Here is a 20,394-nt window from a genome sequence, read left to right on the forward strand (position 1 = left end):
ATCTTCTCCTTCGCGCTGCGACTTGTCATTGCAAAGCAAGATGTAGACCGCTCCCGCCATGGCGGCGGGAGCGGGAACGCCTTATCGAATGATGTCGAAGCTATAGTCGCTCTTCGCCGGCACATTGGTGGTGGCGTCGATCGATTCGAAGATGCGATCGAGGATCCACACCAGAACGTTCAGGCCGCCCTGGTAGCCCCACACCGGATAGCGGTGGTGATGATGGCGATCGAAGATCGGGAAACCGATACGGATCAGCGGCGTGCCGGTGTCGCGCTCGAGATATTTCCCATAGGTGTTGCCAATCAGGAAATCCACCGGCTCGGTGAAGAGCAGCGAGCGCATGTGCCAGAGATCCTTGCCCGGATAGACATGGCAATTCTGGCCGAAGGGCGAGGAGTCGAGCAGTTTCTGCACCTTCTCCGCCCACGCCTTGCCGCCGTTGGTCGCGAGGATGTGCGTCGGTTCGGCGCCGAGCTCCAGCAGGAAGCCGGCGAGGCCGAGGCAGAGATCCGGATCGCCGTAGATCGCGAACTTCTTGCCGTGAATATGCGCGCTCGAATCGGCGACCGCGTCAACGAGACGACCCCGCTCGCGCGCCAGCTCCTCGGGGATCGGCTTGCCGGTGATGCGCGACAAGGTCATGAGGAACTTGTCAGTCGCGGAGACGCCAATCGGGTGATTGAAAGCTGCGACTTCCTGACCATGCGCAGCGATCACCGGCAGCGTCTTCTCGGTGCAATATTCCTGCATCGAGATCGTCGCCTTGGCGTGGATCGCATTCGCTGCGTCCTCGAGCGTCGTGCCGCCGTCATACATGCGGAACTCGCCGTCCGTGGGTGTGTCGAAGACTTCGCTGTTGTCGGCAAGGATCGTGTAGTCGATCCCCATCAGCCCGAACATGCGCTTGATTTCGCGCATATTGCCGACCGTGTAGCCGTCGAAGCCGCCGATGAAATTGACCTTCTCATTCGGCTTGCGCTCGAGCTTATCGACAGTGCCGGCCTTGCCGTCCCAGAAATGCTCGATGATGCCCTTCAGCGCATTGTCGTAGCCGGTGACATGGCTGCCGACGAAGGCTGGGGTGTGGGCGAAGGGAACGTCGTATTCGGCCGGAACCGAACCCTTTTCCTTCGAGGTCTTGATGAACGCGTTCAGATCGTCGCCGATCACTTCCGCCATGCAGGTGGTCGAGACGGCGATCATCTTCGGCTTGTACATGTTGTAGGTGTTGGCTAGGCCGTCGATCATATTGTTGAGGCCGCCGAACACCGCCGCGTCCTCCGTCATCGACGATGACACGCAGGAGCTGGGCTCCTTGAAGTGCCTCGACAGATGGCTGCGATAGTAAGCGACGCAACCCTGCGAGCCATGCACGAAGGGAATGGTCTGCTCAAAGCCGACCGCGGCGAAAACCGCGCCGAGCGGCTGACAGGCCTTGGCGGGATTGACCGTCAACGCCTCACGGGCAAAGTTCTTCTCGCGATATTCGGGGGTTTTAGCCCATTCCCGAACGCGCTCCACTTCTGCGGGATCGCGCGGGTTTTCGAACATCTTTTTCTTGTTCGCCAGCATCTGCTGGTACTCGGGACCTCTGAAGAGGTCGAAATGGTCTAGGACGTGTTCTGCGCTCTGCGGCATGGTCGAACCCTCGCGTCATGCATTGGGGGGCCCGGCGCGCGCTCTCGCGACGCGCCGGCGCTGTTTTATTCCGCGGCTTGGAGCAGCGGCTGTTCCTCGGTCTTCCAAGGCGCCTTCGTCATCTTCCAGACCGGCGAGTTGATCGCCATGTCCATGTCCCGCGCGAAGATCGCGAAACCGTCATAACCATGGTACGGGCCCGAATAGTCCCAGCTGTGCATCTGACGGAAAGGCACGCCCATCTTCTGGAAGACGTATTTTTCCTTGATGCCTGAACCGACGAGATCGGGCTGGACCTTCTCGACGAATTTCTCGAATTCGTAGCCGGTCACGTCGTCGTAGATCAGCGTTCCGTCCTTGACGTAGTGCTGCGCGGTGCGCTGATAGTCGTCGTTGTGGCCGAATTCGTAGCCCGTGCCGACGACCTCCATGCCGAGGTCCTCGTAGGCGCCGATCACGTGACGCGGGCGGAGGCCGCCGACGAACAGCATGACCGTCTTGCCTTCCAGGCGCGGCCGATATTTCGCGATCACCGCGTCCATCAACGGCTGATATTTCGCGATAACCCGCTCGGCGCCTTCCTTGATCTTGTCGTCGAAATAGCTTGCGATCTTGCGCAGCGACTCGGCGATCTTGCTCGGGCCGAAGAAGTTGTATTCGCACCACGGAATGCCATACTTCTCTTCCATGTGACGCGAAATGTAGTTCATCGAACGGTAGCAGTGCAGAACGTTCAGCTTCGCCTTCGGCGTCGCTTCGAGTTCGGCGAGGCTGCCGTCGCCCGACCATTGCGCGATCACGCGCAGGCCCATCTCTTCGAGCAGGATGCGCGATGACCAGGCGTCGCCGCCGATGTTGTAGTCGCCGATAATGGCGACGTCATAGGGCGTAGGCTCGAAACGCGGCGCAGCGTTGGGGTCCATCTTGTCGAACACCCAGTCGCGGATCGCGTCGTTGGCGATGTGATGGCCGAGCGACTGGGAGACGCCGCGGAAGCCCTCGCAACGCACCGGAACGATGGTCTTGCCATCATATTCCTTCGATTTGACCTTCGAGACCGCTTCAATGTCGTCGCCGATGAGGCCGATCGGGCATTCCGACTGAACCGTGATGCCGTTGTTGAGCGGGAACAGCTCTTGGATCTCGTCCATGATCTTCGCGAGCTTCTTGTCGCCGCCGAAGACGATGTCCTTCTCCTGGAAATCGGAAGTGAACTGCATCGTGACGAAAGTGTCGATGCCGGTCGTTCCGATATAATAGTTGCGGCGCGCCGCCCAGGAATATTGGCCGCAGCCGACCGGGCCGTGGCTGATGTGGATCATGTCCTTGATCGGACCCCAGACGACGCCCTTCGAACCGGCGTAAGCGCAGCCGCGAATGGTCATCACGCCCGGGATCGACTTGATGTTTGACTTCACGCCGCAATCCGGCTTGCCTTCCTGATGCACGTTGAGGTGCTTGGCGCGGCGCTTGGCGGTCTTCTCCGGATAGACCTTCAGAACCTCCTCGATGAGCGCTTTATTGCGCTCCTTGATCTCCGCGACGCTCAATGTGGGCGAAACACTCATTTGATGTCTCCTTTATGTCTCTGGATTTCCGCGCGGCCTCCCTTTTTGAGGGAGGTCGACGCGCGAGCATTGGTGGATCAGGCGATCGCCTGGAGTTCGGACGCAGTCTTGCCGACCTGGCTCTCGTCGACCGCCTTCATGATGCCGTGCTCCATCAGCATGTCTTCGAGCTCGTCCATCGTGATCGGCGTCGGGATGATGCCCTTGCCCTGATTGGCGTGGACCCTGGTCGCCAGATTGCGGTAGTGGTTCGCCTGATCGGACTCCGGCGCATATTCCAGAACCGTCATGCGGCGCAGCTCCGCGTGCTGAACGATATTGTCGCGCGGCACGAAATAGATCAGCTGCGTGCCGAGCTTCGTGGCCAGAGCTTCCGCAAGCTCCAGCTCCTTGTCGGTCTGACGCTCGTTGCAGACCAGGCCGCCCAGGCGCACGCCGCCGGAGTTGGCGTATTTGAGAATGCCCTTCGAGATGTTGTTGGCGGCATACATCGCCATCATCTCGCCGGACATGACGATGTAGATCTCCTGCGCCTTGTTCTCGCGGATCGGCATCGCGAAGCCGCCGCAGACCACGTCGCCCAGCACGTCGTAGGACACATAGTCGATGTCCTCGTAAGCGCCGTTCTCCTCGAGGAAGTTGATCGAGGTGATCACGCCGCGGCCGGCGCAGCCGACGCCAGGCTCGGGACCGCCGGACTCGACGCAGCGAATGTCGCGATAGCCGACCTTCATCACGTCTTCGATTTCGAGGTCCTCGACGCTGCCGGCGTTCGCCGCCAGGCTGAGGATCGTGTCCTGCGCCTTGGCGTGCAGGATGAGGCGCGTCGAGTCAGCCTTCGGATCGCAACCAACGATCAGAATGCGATGTCCCATCTCCGCCAGAGCGGCCAGCGTGTTCTGGGACGTCGTCGACTTGCCGATGCCCCCTTTGCCGTAAAATGCGATTTGCCGTAGTGACGACATGTCTGTCTCCTCTTGAGCCCTTACTCATGGCCGCAGCTCTCTCGCGGCGCCTTGCTTTCGCTGCCGAGTTAGAGAAGGACTCCCCAGAAGAGGTTCTCTTCGACGGCCCTCGATGTCGGTCGAGCACGTCCCACTTTCGCAATGTCCATGCCAGCGCTTGCCGATGGCTGTTACCGGTTAGTATTCAGATACTTGCGCAAAAGCGGCGCGCCGCGTCGTTCGATGTCAAAAAGCTAACAACCCTGTGCTGTGGACGACAATCTATTGCGGGACGCGATGGAAAAATCTGCTGTGCTTCTCGTCCGTTGGGACGGAGGCGATGTCGGCCAAGAAGTAGACTGGCGCGCCGCAGTGGCGGTTGATGACGCCTGACGCGCGAAGGCGAGTTCGGCCCGAGAAGGTAATGGTGGGCCTGGCTCGAATCGCGCCGAGCCCCACCGGCACTGACTGGTCGCGCAGCATCACGGCAGCGCCCAGCTGGTAAGGAAGTATCGTGAACGCAGCGGCGTTAGCCGCGGAACGCCGACGATTCGCGTCGCGTCACTTCGATGACTCGCGCGCGAGACGCTCGCGGGCCGCTTCCGCGACAAGCGGATCGCTGTCGTTGATCAAATGTCCGATTTTGTCCACGTTCAATCTGGTCGCGACGTAATGGCGCACGCGCCAGTCAGCGTCCTCTCGCAAATCGAACAATTGCTCCGGCGTCATTCTTTGCGCGGCTTCGAGACGGACATCGGCGTTCGGATCTCGACATATTCGCCCGAGCCACTGGGCGTCGATCCGTTGCGCCACAACGCGCCGCACTTCCACTTCCGGGTCAGCGAGCATCATCACCAGCAGCGCCGGCGCGACCTTGCGGGCGATCACGATCCGCACGTAATAGTCCTCATCCTGCATCATCGGCAGGAGATCTGGGTCATCGAGCAGAGTGGCGACGCGGATGCGCACTTCACGATGCGGATCATTGCGTAATTCACATTGATAGCGCGCAGGTAATCGCCGCACGGCTTCCCAACGCACGGTTTCGTCGGGGTCCGATAACAAGCGCGGCAGGAGAAAAGGATTGGCGAACTTCGCCGCTATGGCGCGAACTTCGAAGTGTGGATGTGAGAGATAGGCGTCGGCGAGTTCTGGATTCCAATTGAAGAACCGGTCGATCCGCCGCGCATATCGATCGTGCACGCAGGCTTTGCGCAATTCGCACCGCCCCACGACCAGCAACTCCCGATGCGCGCAGCTCGTGCATTCGACGTCCAACCCGCGCCAGTCGCGGGCCTCGTCGATCTCACGCGTCATCTTCGAGCCCTATTCTGTCGAGAACGCCGAGAAGAACCTTGGCCCCTATCTTGTCGGTTGGATCAAGCTCAAGCAGCTTCGCGATCGCCGCTCTGCTTTCCTCGAGTTCGCCGAGACGCATCTGCAGATAGGCATAGCCCTTCAGGGTAAAGAGGAAGAAGCGCGGCAGCATTTCGTCGTAGCGATCGAATACCGCATGCGACGACGAGGCGCGGCGCCAGTCGCGCGGCATGTTGTTTTCGCGCGTCGCCTTCTCGAGACAGCGGTTGGCGATCTCCAAGGCTTCTCGCAATCTGCCCTTGTAGAAGTAAAAGCGATAGAAGCCGATCAGCACGGCCGCGTGGTCGGGAGCCCATTGCTGCGCCTGACGCAAATAGCGCTCCGCCGTTTCGGAATCGGCGTAGGTCTCGCTGGCGAGTTGGAGAAATCCTTCGGCCTCCGGCGGCAGGCCCTCGCCGAGCAGCGCCCCGGCGAGAAGTTCCTTCTCGTCGGGGCTGAGAGCGACCTGCTCGCCATTCGCCATGACGCGCGCCTTAGTGCGCTGCCTCCGACAGGGGCGCGCTCATGCTCTTGCACGATCCGGCGTTCTTCGGGTCGTGAAAGACGAGCCCTCCGCTTGAGGAGGAATCGGTGAAGTCAATCGTCACCCCGTCGAGCAGCAGGCGGCTTTCGGCCGGCAGGAAGAACTTCACGCCCTCGACGACGAATTCCTGGTCGCCAGCGCGCGGCGCAGCTTCGACATCGAAGAGGGCGCTGAGCCCCGAGCAACCGCCGGGGGACACCATCAAGCGAAAGCCGCCGCCCGGATTGGCGCTGAACTGGATCATTCGCCGGATGAATTTCTGTGCCGCCGGCGTTAGCGTAAATTTCATGCAGGCCTCCTCAAGCCGGCGCTTGGTAGCGGGGATAGGCGTTGTCGATCACACAAGTGTTGTCGACGGGACAGACGGCCGCGCACTGCGGCACATCGAAATGCCCGATGCACTCCGTGCATTTCTTCGGATCGATGACGAACGTGCCGTTCTTCTCGGTGATCGCCACGTTCGGGCATTCCGGCTCGCAGGCCGAACAACTTGTGCACTGCGAGGCGATGATCTTAAGCGTCATGTCTTGCTCCCTGGATTGGTTCCCTGACGCATGTCTCAGGCGGCGCTGATCAGCGCGCCCTGACGGATTTCCGCGTCGCCGCGCTCCTTATGTTCGATCTCTCCGCCGTTCACCTTGTCGAGATAGGCCTTGAACCAGGCGATCGCGGACTTCTCGATGAACTCATGGGCAAATTGATCGACGGGCTCGATCCCGGCCTCCAGCAGGTCGTTCTTCGGACAGCCGCCGATCTTCGCGACGAACACCGCGTGGCAGTCGTTGATCGCGCGGATCACCGTCTCGAGACTGTCCTCGTCGCCATATCCGCCCTGACAGTAGAGATCGACGCGGCGATGCCCGACGAATTTCGCGCCAGACGTCGAGAGTTCGTAAACCTGGAACTCCTTGGCGTGCCCGAAATGTTCGTTGATCAGTCCCGAACCCTTCGTCGCAACCGCGATCAGCAGTTTGATGTCGCTCGCCGCGCCAGCCAGCGTCGCCAGCTCTTCCTGTTTCGCGGCGACCTTCGCGATACGCTCCTCTTCGACCTTCTCCTGATAGGCCTTGCGGGACTCGAGGTCGTAATCGACCTCCATGGCCATGATTTTCTCGGTGGTGAACTCGGCGCTGCGATCCTCGCCAAGCAGGCCGACGGCGTCGGCGCGGCACTGGCGACAATGGCGCATCATGTTCATCTCGCCTTCGCAGCTGTCCTGCAGCGCCTTCAGCTCCTGCGCCGAGGGACCGCGCTGTCCGTTGAGGCCGAACACCGTGCCGTGCTCCGGCGCCGAGATTAGCGGCATGATGTTGTGCAGGAACGCGCCGCGCGACTTAACGGCCTTGTTCACTTCGACGAGATGCTTGTCGTTGATCCCGGGGATCATCACCGAATTCACCTTGCACAGAATGCCGCGCTCGGTGAGCATCTCCAGACCCAGGAGCTGCCGGTCGGTGAGGAGCTTCGCCGCTTCGACCCCGGTGTAGCGCTTGTGCTTCCAGAACACCCAAGGGTAGATCTTCGCGCCGATTTCCGGATCGATCATGTTGATGGTGATCGTGACGTGGTCGACGTTATAGCCGGCGATCGTGTCGACGTGATCGGGCAAGGCGAGGCCGTTGGTCGACAGGCAGAGCTTGATGTCGGGCGCGGTGCGCGAGATCAGATCGAAGGTCTTGAAGGTCTTTTCCGGATTGGCGAGCGGATCGCCCGGACCGGCGATGCCCAAGACCGTCATTTGTGGGATGGTGGAAGCGACGGCCAAAACCTTCTTCGCGGCCTGCTCCGGGGTCAGCTTCTCGCTGACGACGCCGGGGCGAGATTCATTGGCGCAATCATATTTGCGGTTGCAGTAGTTACACTGGATGTTGCACGCCGGCGCGACGGCGACATGCATGCGCGCATAATGGTGATGCGCCTCTTCGCTATAACAGGGGTGGTTCTTGACCTTCTCCCAAATCTCCGTCGGAAGGTCGCCCTCTCCGGCGCCCGACCCGCAGCTCGCCTTTCCGCTGCCGCCCGACGTTCCGCAGCCCTTGTGCTCGGCGATCTTCTGCATCACGTCGCTCATGGCGACCGCGGCGCTCACTTCTTCAACTGCGTCCGCCGTTCCAACATCCAGAGACGTCATGGCCTTGCTTCCTTCTGTCGCTGCAAAGTCGCCTTTGCCGACTCCCGGCTGAGACGGACCGATGCATCAGTCTTTGGAAGGGATCGCAACAACCATGCCAGCGCTTCAACGGTAGTTTTCGCTTTTCCTTCAATTGGTTATATCGAACAAACAATGTAAATATTCAAACACGTCACTATTCCTGCATGGCGACACTTGTGACAGATTCAACATCGCTGATCGCATTGGCTGCCGCTGCGGAGCTGATGGGCGCGGGCGAGCTTCGAGGCGCTTTGCACCGACGGTCAACGCCGTCGGAAGAATTCTTACAGAGGTGTCCTCGCGCAATCGCCCGCTGCCCTATTGAGCGATTCGCGTTCAAACGCCCGGATCGAGGACTGCTGATAGAGTTCATGTCCCCAGTCTCGGAGTGAGACCGAGAACCATCCGAGACTTATGTGGCGACGCCGCATTCTTCAGATGGATTGAGAACGACAGTGAACCTCTACGCACATAGAGGAGCGTCCGACGCGCTATCGCGGGTTCGAACAAGAACAGCCGCTCACAGGCTGCGGATCATTGTCGCGTTCTCAGTCGTTCAGAAACGAGCGCGGTCAGGGCTTCGCGAATGCTGCGATTCTCCACGGCGTCGATCACTTCCCTGATGAAAGCTTCCGTCAGCAGCGATTCAGCTTCCGCGTGCGAAATCCCGCGCGCCATCAGATAGAAAATCAGGTTCTCGTCGAGCGCGCCGACCGTCGAACCATGTGCGCATTGAACGTCGTCGGCGAATATTTCAAGTTCCGGCTTGCAATTGGCCTGGGCGCCTTCGGACAGCAACAGCGCGCGCGCCATCATGCGCGCGTCGGTCTTTTGTGCGCCAGGCCGCACCAGGATCTTTCCCTGAAACACCGCCTGCGACGCATCGTTCAGCACGGATTTGAACAGCGCCTTGCTTTCGGAACGCTCCGCTGCATGATCGAGGAACAAGGTCGCGTCGGCGTGCTCCTTGTCCTTCAATATATTGGCGCCCCTCAGGGCGGCATGCGCTCCCGGCCCGTTCAGAGCAATGAAGGACTGGTTACGCAGCAGGGCGCCGCCGAGATTGAGCCCCAGATCATTCAGCTGGCTATCGGCGGCAAGCGAGGCGACGAAGGTTGACACGTGCATCGCTGCGGCGCTTTCGCGGCTGATCTTGAGCCGCTCGAGCGACGCGCCCTCTTCCAACACGACCTCGGTCGCCGCGTTCACATGATAGTCCCCCGCCCCGTCGCCCTCGAAGCTCTCGATCAGCGTCGCCCGCGCGCCCTTTTCCAGTATGATGAGCGAACGGAGAAAATAGGTTGCCGGCTGCGCGCCGGCGACGAAGACCAGCTGTATCGGTCGATCGACACAGGCCCCGGCGGCCACGCGGATAACGACACCTTCACCCATGAAGGCCGTGTTGAGCGCGAAGGCCGGATCATCGACCTTCCCCGCTTTCCCGAGCTGCGAAACGGTCGCGGCGTCGCCGGTGGCCAGGGCCTCCGACAGCGAGATCACGCTCAAGCCTTTTTCCAGATCGGCGAGATCAGAAAGCGCCGGGACGAAATAGCCGCCGACGAAGACGATGCGGCGCGCGGCGACGCCCGTGAGAATCGTGGCGTCCTTGGCGCTTTGTCTTGCGCTCTCCTCCGGCGGCGCCGCCAGAGGCTTTACGTCGCGCAGCAGGGCGCGCAGATCCGTGTATTTCCAGGCCTCGTCGCGACGGTTGGGAAGGCCGGTTCGGGAGAAGGCTTCGAACGCGGCGGTGCGCAGCTCGGCGACTTGCGGCGCGCCGGCGCTTTGTTGCGCGAAGATTTCGGCGAGCTGCGCCTCGGCTTCGGTGAGTTTGCGAGCGGGAGTGACTGGCGCCTTGTCCATGACTTAGGCTGCCTCATTCTGGTAGCGTGCGTAGCCGGTTTCCTCGAGCTCCAGGGCGAGCTCCTTCCCGCCGGTCCGCACGATGCGGCCGGCCGACTGCACATGGACGACGTCCGGCGTGATGTAATCTAAGAGACGTTGATAGTGAGTGATCACAACGATGCCGCGGTCTTTCGAGCGCAATTGATTGACGCCGTTGGAGACGACCTTCAGCGCATCGATGTCGAGCCCCGAGTCGGTCTCGTCGAGGATGCACACCTTGGGTTCGAGCAGCATCATCTGCAGCGTCTCGGCCCGTTTCTTCTCGCCGCCGGAGAAGCCGACGTTCACCGGGCGCCGCAGCATCTCCATGTCCATGTCGAGGATCTTGGCGAGCTCCTTGACGCGCTTGATCAGATCGGGGGAGGATATTTCCTCCTCGCCGCGCTTCTTGCGCTGCGCGTTGAGCGCGGCCCGCAGGAAGGTCATCGTCGCGACGCCCGGCACTTCCAGCGGATATTGAAAAGCAAGGAACAGCCCCGCCGCGGCGCGTTCGTCGACGCTCATCTGCGACAGATCAGCGCCAGCGAGCAGCGCCTGCCCCTCGGTGATGGCATAGCCCGGACGGCCGGAGAGCACATAGGACAGCGTTGATTTGCCGGAGCCGTTCGGCCCCATGATCGCATGCACTTCGCCGGCGTTCACGGTGAGATCGTAGCCGTTCAGTATCTGCTTGCCAGCGATCTCGGCCTTAAGGTCGCGAATTTCCAGTAGCGCCGTCATCCCATCACTCCCAAACTGTTGAGGCGTCAGCCGACGCTGCCTTCGAGACTGACCGAGATCAGCTTCTGCGCTTCGACCGCGAACTCCATCGGCAGTTGCTGCAACACGTCGCGTACGAAGCCGTTGACCACCAGCGCGGTCGCATCTTCCTGCGAGAGCCCGCGTTGCATGCAATAGAACAAGACGTCCTCAGATATCTTCGAGGTCGTCGCCTCATGTTCGAACACGCAGGACGGGTTCTTCGCTTCGATGTAGGGAATCGTATGCGCGCTGCAGGCGTCGCCGATGAGCAGCGAGTCGCAATTCGTGAAATTGCGGGCGCCTTCCGCCTTGCGATGCGCCGAGACGAGGCCGCGATAAGCGTTCGACGAACGGCCGGCCGAAATGCCCTTCGAGATAATGCGGCTCGTCGTGCCCTTCCCGAGATGGATCATCTTGGTGCCGGAGTCGACCTGCTGGCGGCCGTTTGAGATCGCGATGGAGTAGAACTCCCCGCGCGAATTATCGCCGCGCAGCACGCAGCTCGGATATTTCCAGGTGATCGCCGAGCCCGTCTCGACCTGCGTCCAGCTGATCTTCGAATTCGCGCCGCGGCAATCGCCGCGCTTCGTCACGAAATTATAGATTCCGCCCCTGCCGTTCTCGTCGCCCGGATACCAGTTCTGCACGGTCGAATATTTGATCTCGGCGTCGTCGAGCGCCACGAGCTCGACGACCGCCGCGTGCAACTGATTCTCGTCGCGCTTGGGCGCAGTGCAGCCTTCGAGATAGCTGACGTAGGAGCCGCGGTCGGCAATGATGAGCGTCCGCTCGAACTGCCCGGTGTTCTTTTCGTTGATGCGGAAATACGTCGACAACTCCATCGGGCAGCGCACGCCCGGCGGGATATAGACGAACGAGCCGTCCGAAAACACGGCGCTGTTCAGCGTCGCGAAGTAGTTGTCGGAGGTCGGCACCACGGTGCCAAGATATTTGCGCACCAGTTCGGGGTGCTCGCGCAGCGCCTCCGAGATCGGGCAGAAGATCACCCCGGCCTTCTTCAGCTCTTCCTTGAACGTCGTTGCGACGGAAACCGAGTCGAACACCGCGTCGACCGCGACGCGTGGACGCTCTTCGCCCTCGGGCCGCTCGACGCCGGCGAGAATTTCGCGCTCATGCAGCGGAATGCCGAGCTTTTCGTATGTGCGCAGCAGCTCGGGGTCGACCTCGTCGAGCGATTTCGGACCGGCCGTCGATTTCGGCGCCGCGTAATAATAGAGATCCTGATAGTCGATCGCCGGATACTCAACGCGCGCCCATTTCGGCTCGGTCATGGTCAGCCAGCGCCGATATGCGTCGAGCCGCCAGTCGAGCATCCATTCCGGCTCGCTCTTCTTCGCCGAAATGAAGCGGATGACTTCTTCGGAAAGCCCTTTGGGCGCGAGGTCCGATTCGATGTCGGTGACGAAACCGTATTTATATTGGTCAGCGCCAACACGGCGAACTTGATCAACTGTCTCTTGCACCGCCGCCATTTCGCTCTCCGTTCACTGTTGCGCTTCGTCCAGGCGGTCCTGGACCAGGCGCCTCACTTCCGGATCGGGATCGTCGCGCAGACGCGCCAGCAATTCCGTTTCACATCGCTCCGCCACCAGGAAGCGGACTCGCAAGTCTTCGTCCGCGACGAGCAGTCCCAACTGGGCCGGCAGCAACCGCTCTGCAATAATCATGCGCACGCGCGGTTCGGGATCGGCCGCCATGGCCGGGAGCTTGCTGATAGCGATCCGGCGCGCCGCTTCGCATCGCACTTGTGGATCGTCATCGGTCGCCGCGCCGGCGAGAATGTCGGACGGCGCGCGGCGCGCTGTAATCAGGCGCACGCCGCTGTCTTCATCGAAGAGCAGCTTCACAAGGCTCGCGCCTTCGACACGCTGCGCCAGCGCCATGCGGACCTTGCGGTCGCGATCGCCAATCATTTTTTCTGCGAGCCGTAGCGGCAGACGCTGCGCCACCATGGCTCTGACGTCCGGCTCTTCGTCATCGATCAGCGCGCGCAACTGAAAGACGCTCGCATATTTCACCGCGCCGACGCGCAGTTCGAAATAGGGATGATCGAGATATTTCGCAGACTCCTGAGGACTCGCCGCGAAGAACCTGTCTATCCGGCGGGCCCTCCGATCGCGCACACATGTCTGTCCGAGATCGCAGAGGCCTTTCTCGCGAATCTCCACATGCGGACAATCGCGGCAGGACAGGAAGTTTCCAAGCCAGTCGACGGCGTCCATGCGATGCGTCGTCCCGCCAGCCCGCACTTTTGAAGTTACGCCGGCACGCACGTGTTTTCGACGGGGCAGACGACCGCACATTGCGGCTTATCGAAATGCCCTTCGCATTCGGTGCATTTCTTCGGGTCGATGATGTACATGTCATTCTTGAGGCGGATCGCCGCATTCGGACATTCGAATTCGCAGGCCCCGCACACTGTGCATTGCGAGGCGATAATCTTGTATGCCATGTCGCGAATCCTCGTTCATTTCTGGAAGTTCTCTCAACTTCCTTCAAATCGCATGCCAATGCGGTCCACGCCTGCCGAGCGTAGAGCAACTCGCTGAATTGAAAGCGGATGACGGCATGCGAGCCCGCAGAGTCGATTGTTCGGCCCTTTCAGGCGACCGACACAGGCCGCTCGGCCGCATGAATCGAACAATGTCCTGAATGCGACAATCAGCGGGTACGTTCAGATGCGCTTTGTCTCGCTAGCGCATTTCTTCGCGCAAGGGGACGGCGCCGCCCATGCCGTGTCTCCGGGATACGCTTATGGGGAGATTGCGCAGTCGGGCGCGGTAGGCCGTGTCGGGTTTACGACATCACCGGCGCAGCCTCGGCCGAAGCAGATGCTTGCCCGAGGTTTGTCGGAGTTATGACATTGTCGGACACACATTGCAGCTACGGCGCGCTGCCCTGCGCGAGTTCCTCGATGACCTTCCAACCGACGCTGCCCTGCGGATCCGCGCGGGAGAGGATATCGAGATATTCCTTTGCGGTTTCGCTGTGGCCGCGCTTCAATTCGATGAAGCTCAGCGCCTTTAGCGTGTAGAGGGCGAAGCGCGCTGCGCCGTCCTGCGCGCCGACCTGCGCAGGCCAGGCCGCGGGATCGCTTGGCCATCCCGCCTGCCGCGACGCCTGCTTCATGCCCTCCGCCGCGACATCAGCGGCGTAATCGAGGCTCCCCATATACGTGTGGATCTTGTAAAGGCAGTAGTAAGGCGCGAGTTCTTCCGGCGTCAGCGCCAGGGCCTGCTTGAAGAGACTGTCGGCCTTCTCGCGATCAGTGCGATAGGCGACGACCCCCTGTTGCAGAAGTTCGTTGGTATTCGGGTCGAGTTCGCCGAAGTTCACGGCGTCGGCGCGGTCAGCGTTCATAGCCGGCTTGAAGCAACCGCTGAGCCAGGATGAGCGATGGCTGCGCGGCGTCCTGCCGTCAGCGCCTTCCTTTATCTGGCATGCACGGAACCCTATCGAGCGTTATCGCTAACGACTTTTGAAACGGCAAACGCCTCTTGCCTTTTTCAAAAGCAGATCAGGCGCGTCTTCGCACAAAACCTGGATTCGGCCGCACAAATGGCACGCAGTTTGCGTGCGCGCCGGGCACGCGGTTGTCGCCCCAACGCTAAGGCGCGCGACCACGGACAAAACCAACAAACGAAAAAGGGCCAGGAATGATACGCGAATTCCGCTACAAGGGGGAAACCTTCCGGGTGAACGCGCATGGCGCGCCCGGGCATGAGGAAGTGTTTATCATCCATTTGGTCGACGACGAAGAGCTGGGCGAAATCTCGATCGACCGCATGACCGAGGAAAACGATAGAAGCGCCTCGATCGACGCGATTTGCGTCATGCTCTGCGACAAGCTGATCGTCGAACAGGATGTCGCCTGCGCCGACCCCGCCGGGGCATTCTTCTGGGTGGAAGGCAAGCGCATCCGCGAGGTTCTCCCGAGCAACGAAGTCGCCCCACATTGATAGTCGCGGCGCGAGAGCCGATCAGGCGAAATCAAGCGCCGCGCGTCTGTTCCTCACGGAAATCTCTCAACGGCGGCGATCGTCTGTAGTCGCCGCCTCAATCTCGGATCTCGGCCTGAATCGAAAAGATATCGTAGGGAGGATCGCTTTCCGGATTGGCGTAGCCCGTTGACGGCGCATTCATGCCGCCACGACCTGGATTGGAGCGACGAGTCATCCGCGCGATGTCGCCGCCATAAACATGAACGACGATAGATATCTGATCGTCGAGCGCGTTGCGGCATTTGACGACGTCCCCGCTCCCGGACGAGCGTGCTTCGATCGTGTTCGCTTTCAGCAGACGAGACGCGCCCGCTTGCGCGCAAGTTGACGAGGAGCCATCGAATTGCTGACGAAGGACGGCGCCGTGCAACACGCCGGCGATCTCCCAAATGGCAGGCTGAGAGATCGTCACGCTCGCCGCGCCGCCTAAAACTGTGCTCACGACGGAAAACCGTTCGAGCCCATCGCGAAAAATCTGGAATTGTCGGCCCACGCCGGGACTTGCGGCGGCAAAAACCGCAGGCAGCCAATCGTCGGCCGTGACGAGGCGGGCCATGAGGTCGCGACCGATCAACAAAATCTCGCGCTCGCTTTCGGCGAGTTCGACCATGGACTGAATGTCCCAGATGAATCGCCTCAGCGCTGGAGGAACAGGATCGCGCGCGATGACCCGAGCGATTGGACCGACCGTATTCATCATCGTTCTTTCTGCGCGCAAATCATATCGATGGCGGACACTGCCGCATCAATTTCGCTTTCCTCGACTGTAAGCGGCGGAAAAAGACCTAGGACCGGTCCCATCGCACGGGTCAGGAGCCCGCGCTCCGCCAGCATGGCCCGCATAGGCTCCGCGTCTCCCGCCAGCGTTAATCCCTGCATCAGACCAAGGCCGCTCAGCGCCGTAAAGACTTCACGACGCCGATAAAACAACGCGGACAATTGGTCTTCGAAATACCAGCTTCGATTCTGCACGCGTTCCTGAAAGCCTGGCGTCGACAGAGCATCCACAAGGGCGTGCCCAACCACAAGCGTAGCCGCGTCAACGAGCGGCGGGGAGCCGAGCGCCCCTCGCGCGACTCTTTGCGTGAGGACGAGCGCGGTCAGTCGCGGGGCGTCTGCAGGCGAATGACTGGCGATCATCAGGTCCGGGGTGACCCCTGTCCATTCGTGCGCCCAAAGCATGCCTGAGCGGCCAAGGCCGCAAAAGGTTTCGTCGAAGCCCAGTACGATCCCATATTCGTCTGCGGTCTCTCGCAACCGAGCGAGCAAGCTGCCTGGAACGACCTCGAAACGCGCTCTGGTCCTGACCGGCGCAATCAGAACGCCAGCGGTCCTCGCATCGATTTCCGCCTGCAGCGCGGCGTGGTCGTCCGATCGAAGAATTGTGATCTCGTCATCGCCCTCCAGACCAAGCGGCGCGCACTCGATCCGATCTGAAGGCCCGACGCATATGATGAACCGGCGGCGCTTGGGGCGACCGACAATCTTATGGTAACGCCGAACCATTTCCACCGCGAACCGCCAAGCGTCCGCCTCGCAGGGATACAGGAAGACGCGGTCGCCAAAGGACACGGGCGCGATCTTCGCGCATAGCGCTTCGGAGTAGGCCGCAAGCGTCGGCGGCGATTGCGGCGGGCGTATCGGCTGCTTCGAGTGAGGCGCCAATCCGACAGTCCTCTCTGAAGGCAAGAGCGATGACCCCGAAAAGTCCAGCGGCGCGCTCACGGCGCATGGATCGCCGGTTTCGAGAAGGCCGTCAGGCGCGCGCGGCGAAACCGGCGATGTGAACTGCCCCGTCACTCTGGCCGACGGCTCTCTGGCGGCTGACGCCACCGATCGCCGGGGACAGCCATTGCGCGCGCCCGGACATGCGGAAATCGCGCGCTCCAGAACGGCTGTCCAGAGTCCGACATCTCTGCGCCGCTATTTCTGATATTTGCGGAGCATCATTTCAATCGCCGTCACCGACTCGGATACGTTCAGCCAGTTTTCCGCTTGTTCGTCGTTCTTGAATTCGCGCCCGAGGTTAACCGGCTCGTCTCGTCCGGCGATGTGTAAGAAACAGGCCCATTTGCCACTGGGCAACTGCTCAACTGTAACCTTATGATCCGTCATACGTTCCATCCCCGCCAGCGGCGCTTTCCGCAAAGAGATACGTTCGCGCGCCTTAAACGCTGGCGATCAGAGCAAAAATCTCGCCATTCCTCTACCGCCTCGACGGCTAAGCGATCGCGCGCACATTGGCTTCGAACCTGCATGGTCTTCTGCTTCAGCTCTTGCGAAGGCCTCTGAACGACGAGGCAAGGCGCGAGTCAGTCCATGCATGAGCGCTCCGCATGACGAACAAACAGGAATGGGTCGTCTGGAACGGCTCGCTGGGCATATTGGACATTGCGGCGATCGGCGACGTCCAACATGGCGACAGCGGCAGGAAGGCATGTCTGGCGCCGCCCTATGATGTCGTGGGTCCGTTCAGTCTGGACGAACTTGAAACGCAGGGCCGGATCGCCTTTGGCGAATGCCTTGTCATGTCGCGCCAGAGGTGGCGGAATGATCAAGTCGATCTGCGTCTCGAGGCCGAAAGGCGCCGAAGACTCTTCTTTCAACCGACCACCGACCAAGACCTTCGCCATCGCGAGATTTTGGATCTGCCGTTTGAGGGGCCGCTCAATCAATCGGACATCAACGCCGCCTTCAGGCGACAGGCGAAAACGGCGCATCCGGACGCCGGGGGCGACGGCGAACATTACCGTCGTGTCGTCAACGCGCGCGACGCTCTACTCAACAGGCTTAAACCGACGTTCGGTTGATCGACGATTCCAGCGTTAACGTGACCCTACGGCCGTCGCCGCGCTGCCGCAGGCGCTTTGACGAGCATACGTGACTTGCTCGCGAAGCGTCGCCGCCGTCGCGGCTTCAAGATTGAAGGACCGTTGTTTTAAAACCGCTCTCCCGGACCGAATTTATAAGTACAGCATAGACGTAGCCGACGCGCCTGTTTGACGAACAAGGACGATCGCTGCAGACGCCGACTAGACGGTCAATTAATTTTGAGCGGGAGTGCAGGTCGACATGGAACATCTGCGCGAGCGAAAGGTTAATGGACCGTGAAAGCTAGACCCGGGCTCGCTTTCCAAGGCGTCCGCCGCGACAGCGGCCGCCTCCTGACAAGGAGGAATCCATGAACTGGGACACGATCGAAGGCAACTGGAAGAAGTTTACTGGCAATGTGAAGGAGCAGTGGGGCAAGCTCACTGACGACGATATTACGCGCATCAACGGCAATCGTGAGCAGCTCGAAGGCATGATCCAGGAGCGCTACGGCGTGGCGAAGGACAAGGCCAAAGAGCAGGTCGACGACTGGATGTCGCGACACTAAGTTCAACGCGTAGTTTCTGGACGCCGGCGAGCCCCGCTCGCCGGCGTTTTCGTTTGCCGAATAGAGCCAGGTCTTGGCAACGGCTTTCGAGCGCACGAGCCGGAACAATTGGCCTGGCGCCGAAGTTTGATACGCGGTCCCTTAAGACGAAGGTCCAGCAATGAAGAAGGTCGTTCGCCCGTTCATCATCGAATATCGCTCGAAGCGCGGCAGGTCGCGGACAGTCCGAGGCGATGTGTTTCGCTCCGCTGATCGCTCGGCCGAGCGCATGGTCGCCGGCAAAGATATGCGCGAAGAACTCGCCGCCTGGCACGCTCTCTTCAAGCAGGAGGCGCGGCCGCTGTGACCGCCGCTTCTCCGAAAATCTATCGCCGCGATGGCAAGCGAGAGCTGCTTCTACAGTCGATGAGCGAAGCGCTGCGTAAGCGCCTTTCGCTCTTGTATCTCGATCTGATCATGAAGCCGGTGCCGGACGATCTCAAAGATCTCCTGATCAAACTGGATTTCAGCGAGCGTTCAAACAAGTCTCACTGACCAGACCATCGCGCCTATGTCACTGCGCGGCCTTCTCGTCGAGTTCTTCCAAGAGCGCGCGCATAGCGTCCGGCAGCGGCTCCAAAGCCTGCTGTAGGAATTGCCGCTTCAGCTGGTCGCCAAGCAGCTTCACGCTCATCTCGATATCGCGCGCGTCGCACTGCGAATGATTCCTCATCGTCGGCTCTGTCAACATTGCGATGCTTTCATGTGGCGACACGGTAGCCCTCCACACGGCTATTGAAGCGCTGATTCGAAAATCTGTTCCGACGATGCTCCGAATTTTTTAAGGAATAGAAAAGCTTAGCCGCAAAAAGGAGTTGTGGAGAACCTAAAGAGACGCCACAGGCCACACCTTGCAGCCTGCCGCGTCGCGCCTCCTTACGAGAAATGGCGGCTATTTTTTTCCCGCGCGAAACTGCACGGGCACTTCAAACGTCAGCCCTTCGTCCGCCATCACAGGCGGCGGCGGCGGCACCGGATCCGCGCGCTTCATCATCGCGAGCGCGGCGTCGTCAAACGCGGGATGCCCCGCCGAGCGCTTGATCGCGTAGCTGAGCACGCGGCCGCGCCTGTCGAGCGTGAAGGAGACGCTTGCTTCAGCCGAACGACGGCCGGCGGCGCTGGGATACCGCTTGTGCCGATTGAGATGCGACAGAAGGGCCTTTTGCCAGGTCAGCTTGACGGCGTTGGCCGCGGCGTCAGCGCCCTGGACAGGCGCGACGGGCTTGTCGGACTGTCGATCAACGTCGGATTTCGGAGGCGCGGTCGCTTCCGAGGCCGACGACTCCGCCGACACTACCGGCTGCGCCTGATGCGTTTTCTCCTCCTCGATCGGCTTGTCGGGCTTCACGGTGTGGGTGAGTTCAGCCTCCTCCGCCTCTGTGTGCGTGATCCGCTCCTCATTCGTCTCCTTCGCCTCGGATGCGGCGACGGACGGCGCCGCTGCGGCGGCTTCGTCGGCCAGCGGCCCGGGCGGAAGATCGGCGGCTTCGGCGTCACGCGGCGCGGCGGGCTCGAGCGATATTTCGATCGCCGGCGCGCCGGAGGCTTCGTCGTCTAGCTCGCCCTGCAATGTCAGCAGCGCGGCGACGGCGCCGCCGACATGCAGAAACACGGCGAAGGCGACGGCGACGCTCCAAAGCCTGCCGTTCGACTTTGGATTCTGGAGAGCGGCGGCGGCGCTCATTTCGCGTCCGGCTGCCTGCCGCCAGCATCGAGCGCGACCAGCGCGACGCGCAGATAGCCGCCGGCGCGCAGGCGCTCCAGTATCGCCATCATCTCCCCGTAGGGCACGCTGGAGTCTGCGCGCAAATAAATTCGCTTCGACTTGTCGCCGAGAAGCGCGTCGAGCGCCGAAACGAGATCGTTCCGCTTGACCGGCGTTTCGCCGAGGGCGAGCGCGAGGTCGCCTTGGATCGTCACATAAGTCGGTTTGTCGGGCTTCTCATGCGGCGCGGCGTTCGAGGCCGGCAGATCGACCGGCAGATCGACGGTGGCGAGCGGCGCCGCCACCATGAAGATGATCAGCAGCACAAGCATCACGTCGATGAACGGCGTGACGTTGATCTCGTGGGTTTCCTGAAGATCGCTCTTGAGTTGGACGGCCAT

General features: G+C 61.0%; 25 protein-coding genes. 5 read left to right on the forward strand and 20 right to left on the reverse strand.

Features of this window, described 5'->3' with window-relative positions; translation table 11 throughout:
* Positions 1-81 precede the first annotated feature (81 nt).
* The 14 genes from nifK to AC0X69_RS09350 all read right to left on the reverse strand — a co-directional run bounded on the left by nifK (position 82) and on the right by AC0X69_RS09350 (position 14,229).
* Entirely contained in the window at positions 82-1,641 is a 1,560-nt protein-coding gene (gene nifK / locus AC0X69_RS09285) for a nitrogenase molybdenum-iron protein subunit beta (protein ID WP_482613165.1), read from the reverse strand.
* 65 nt (positions 1,642-1,706) lie between these two features.
* Entirely contained in the window at positions 1,707-3,209 is a 1,503-nt protein-coding gene (gene nifD, locus AC0X69_RS09290; protein WP_482613166.1) for a nitrogenase molybdenum-iron protein alpha chain, read from the reverse strand.
* A gap of 77 nt (positions 3,210-3,286) precedes the next feature.
* Positions 3,287-4,174 (reverse strand): nitrogenase iron protein, encoded by an 888-nt coding sequence (gene nifH, locus AC0X69_RS09295; protein WP_482613125.1) that lies wholly within the window; start codon positions 4,172-4,174, stop codon positions 3,287-3,289.
* A 540-nt stretch (positions 4,175-4,714) separates the two neighbouring features.
* Entirely contained in the window at positions 4,715-5,470 is a 756-nt protein-coding gene (locus AC0X69_RS09300; protein WP_482613167.1) for a 4Fe4S-binding leucine-rich repeat protein, read from the reverse strand.
* Complete coding sequence (locus tag AC0X69_RS09305; protein ID WP_482613168.1) at positions 5,460-5,993, reverse strand: tetratricopeptide repeat protein; 534 nt, start codon at positions 5,991-5,993, stop codon at positions 5,460-5,462. The genes AC0X69_RS09300 and AC0X69_RS09305 overlap by 11 nt, the downstream gene beginning before the upstream one ends.
* A 10-nt stretch (positions 5,994-6,003) precedes the next feature.
* Positions 6,004-6,342 carry a HesB/IscA family protein gene (locus tag AC0X69_RS09310; protein ID WP_482613169.1) on the reverse strand — a complete coding sequence of 113 codons (339 nt, stop codon included), beginning with the start codon at positions 6,340-6,342 and terminating at the stop codon, positions 6,004-6,006.
* A 10-nt stretch (positions 6,343-6,352) separates the two neighbouring features.
* Positions 6,353-6,577 carry a 4Fe-4S binding protein gene (locus AC0X69_RS09315; protein ID WP_482613170.1) on the reverse strand — a complete coding sequence of 75 codons (225 nt, stop codon included), beginning with the start codon at positions 6,575-6,577 and terminating at the stop codon, positions 6,353-6,355.
* A 35-nt stretch (positions 6,578-6,612) separates the two neighbouring features.
* Complete coding sequence (gene nifB / locus AC0X69_RS09320) at positions 6,613-8,124, reverse strand: nitrogenase cofactor biosynthesis protein NifB (RefSeq protein WP_482613341.1); 1,512 nt, start codon at positions 8,122-8,124, stop codon at positions 6,613-6,615.
* 615 nt (positions 8,125-8,739) lie between these two features.
* Positions 8,740-10,065: a Fe-S cluster assembly protein SufD gene (gene sufD / locus AC0X69_RS09325; RefSeq protein WP_482613171.1), complete on the reverse strand. Its 1,326-nt coding sequence runs from the start codon at positions 10,063-10,065 to the stop codon at positions 8,740-8,742.
* A gap of 3 nt (positions 10,066-10,068) precedes the next feature.
* Entirely contained in the window at positions 10,069-10,827 is a 759-nt protein-coding gene (gene sufC / locus AC0X69_RS09330) for a Fe-S cluster assembly ATPase SufC (RefSeq protein ID WP_482613172.1), read from the reverse strand.
* A 26-nt stretch (positions 10,828-10,853) separates the two neighbouring features.
* Positions 10,854-12,341 carry a Fe-S cluster assembly protein SufB gene (gene sufB, locus AC0X69_RS09335; RefSeq protein ID WP_482613173.1) on the reverse strand — a complete coding sequence of 496 codons (1,488 nt, stop codon included), beginning with the start codon at positions 12,339-12,341 and terminating at the stop codon, positions 10,854-10,856.
* A 12-nt stretch (positions 12,342-12,353) separates the two neighbouring features.
* Positions 12,354-13,091 carry a 4Fe4S-binding leucine-rich repeat protein gene (locus AC0X69_RS09340; RefSeq protein WP_482613174.1) on the reverse strand — a complete coding sequence of 246 codons (738 nt, stop codon included), beginning with the start codon at positions 13,089-13,091 and terminating at the stop codon, positions 12,354-12,356.
* A 35-nt stretch (positions 13,092-13,126) separates the two neighbouring features.
* The gene (locus AC0X69_RS09345; RefSeq protein ID WP_018406744.1) at positions 13,127-13,321 is read right to left on the reverse strand and encodes a 4Fe-4S binding protein; all 195 of its coding nucleotides are present in this window, start codon (positions 13,319-13,321) and stop codon (positions 13,127-13,129) included.
* Between the two features lie 431 nt (positions 13,322-13,752).
* Entirely contained in the window at positions 13,753-14,229 is a 477-nt protein-coding gene (locus tag AC0X69_RS09350; protein WP_482613175.1) for a hypothetical protein, read from the reverse strand.
* 296 nt (positions 14,230-14,525) lie between these two features.
* On the opposite strand from AC0X69_RS09350, the gene AC0X69_RS09355 reads away from it, so the two are divergent.
* Positions 14,526-14,828, forward strand: coding sequence for a hypothetical protein (locus AC0X69_RS09355; protein WP_482613176.1), 303 nt, complete (start codon positions 14,526-14,528; stop codon positions 14,826-14,828).
* A 97-nt stretch (positions 14,829-14,925) separates the two neighbouring features.
* Here the strand turns inward: AC0X69_RS09355 and AC0X69_RS09360 are convergent, their stop codons facing one another.
* The 3 genes from AC0X69_RS09360 to AC0X69_RS09370 all read right to left on the reverse strand — a co-directional run bounded on the left by AC0X69_RS09360 (position 14,926) and on the right by AC0X69_RS09370 (position 16,985).
* Positions 14,926-15,570 (reverse strand): cysteine dioxygenase family protein, encoded by a 645-nt coding sequence (locus tag AC0X69_RS09360; RefSeq protein WP_482613177.1) that lies wholly within the window; start codon positions 15,568-15,570, stop codon positions 14,926-14,928.
* A complete protein-coding gene (locus tag AC0X69_RS09365) occupies positions 15,567-16,535 on the reverse strand; it encodes an aminotransferase class III-fold pyridoxal phosphate-dependent enzyme (protein ID WP_482613178.1) in 969 nt (322 codons plus the stop codon). Before AC0X69_RS09365 ends, AC0X69_RS09360 begins: the two co-directional genes overlap by 4 nt.
* A 258-nt stretch (positions 16,536-16,793) precedes the next feature.
* Positions 16,794-16,985: a hypothetical protein gene (locus AC0X69_RS09370; protein ID WP_482613179.1), complete on the reverse strand. Its 192-nt coding sequence runs from the start codon at positions 16,983-16,985 to the stop codon at positions 16,794-16,796.
* Between the two features lie 221 nt (positions 16,986-17,206).
* Here AC0X69_RS09370 and AC0X69_RS09375 point away from each other — a divergent pair, with 221 nt between their 5' ends.
* From AC0X69_RS09375 to AC0X69_RS09390, 4 genes are all read left to right on the forward strand, one after another.
* On the forward strand, positions 17,207-17,680 hold the full coding sequence (locus AC0X69_RS09375) for a J domain-containing protein (RefSeq protein WP_482613180.1): 474 nt from the start codon (positions 17,207-17,209) through the stop codon (positions 17,678-17,680).
* 371 nt (positions 17,681-18,051) lie between these two features.
* The gene (locus AC0X69_RS09380) at positions 18,052-18,249 is read left to right on the forward strand and encodes a CsbD family protein (RefSeq protein WP_482613181.1); all 198 of its coding nucleotides are present in this window, start codon (positions 18,052-18,054) and stop codon (positions 18,247-18,249) included.
* 160 nt (positions 18,250-18,409) lie between these two features.
* A complete protein-coding gene (locus AC0X69_RS09385) occupies positions 18,410-18,595 on the forward strand; it encodes a hypothetical protein (protein WP_482613182.1) in 186 nt (61 codons plus the stop codon).
* Complete coding sequence (locus AC0X69_RS09390; protein WP_482613183.1) at positions 18,592-18,783, forward strand: hypothetical protein; 192 nt, start codon at positions 18,592-18,594, stop codon at positions 18,781-18,783. The genes AC0X69_RS09385 and AC0X69_RS09390 overlap by 4 nt, the downstream gene beginning before the upstream one ends.
* Positions 18,784-18,802: 19 nt before the next feature.
* On the opposite strand, the gene AC0X69_RS09395 is transcribed toward AC0X69_RS09390, so the two are convergent.
* From AC0X69_RS09395 to exbD, 3 genes are all read right to left on the reverse strand, one after another.
* The gene (locus AC0X69_RS09395) at positions 18,803-18,961 is read right to left on the reverse strand and encodes a hypothetical protein (protein ID WP_482613184.1); all 159 of its coding nucleotides are present in this window, start codon (positions 18,959-18,961) and stop codon (positions 18,803-18,805) included.
* Positions 18,962-19,180: 219 nt separating this feature from the next.
* Positions 19,181-19,972, reverse strand: coding sequence for an energy transducer TonB (locus AC0X69_RS09400; protein WP_482613185.1), 792 nt, complete (start codon positions 19,970-19,972; stop codon positions 19,181-19,183).
* Complete coding sequence (gene exbD / locus AC0X69_RS09405) at positions 19,969-20,394, reverse strand: TonB system transport protein ExbD (RefSeq protein WP_482613186.1); 426 nt, start codon at positions 20,392-20,394, stop codon at positions 19,969-19,971. The genes AC0X69_RS09400 and exbD overlap by 4 nt, the downstream gene beginning before the upstream one ends.

Source organism: Methylocystis sp. Uni0008 (assembly GCF_056838045.1).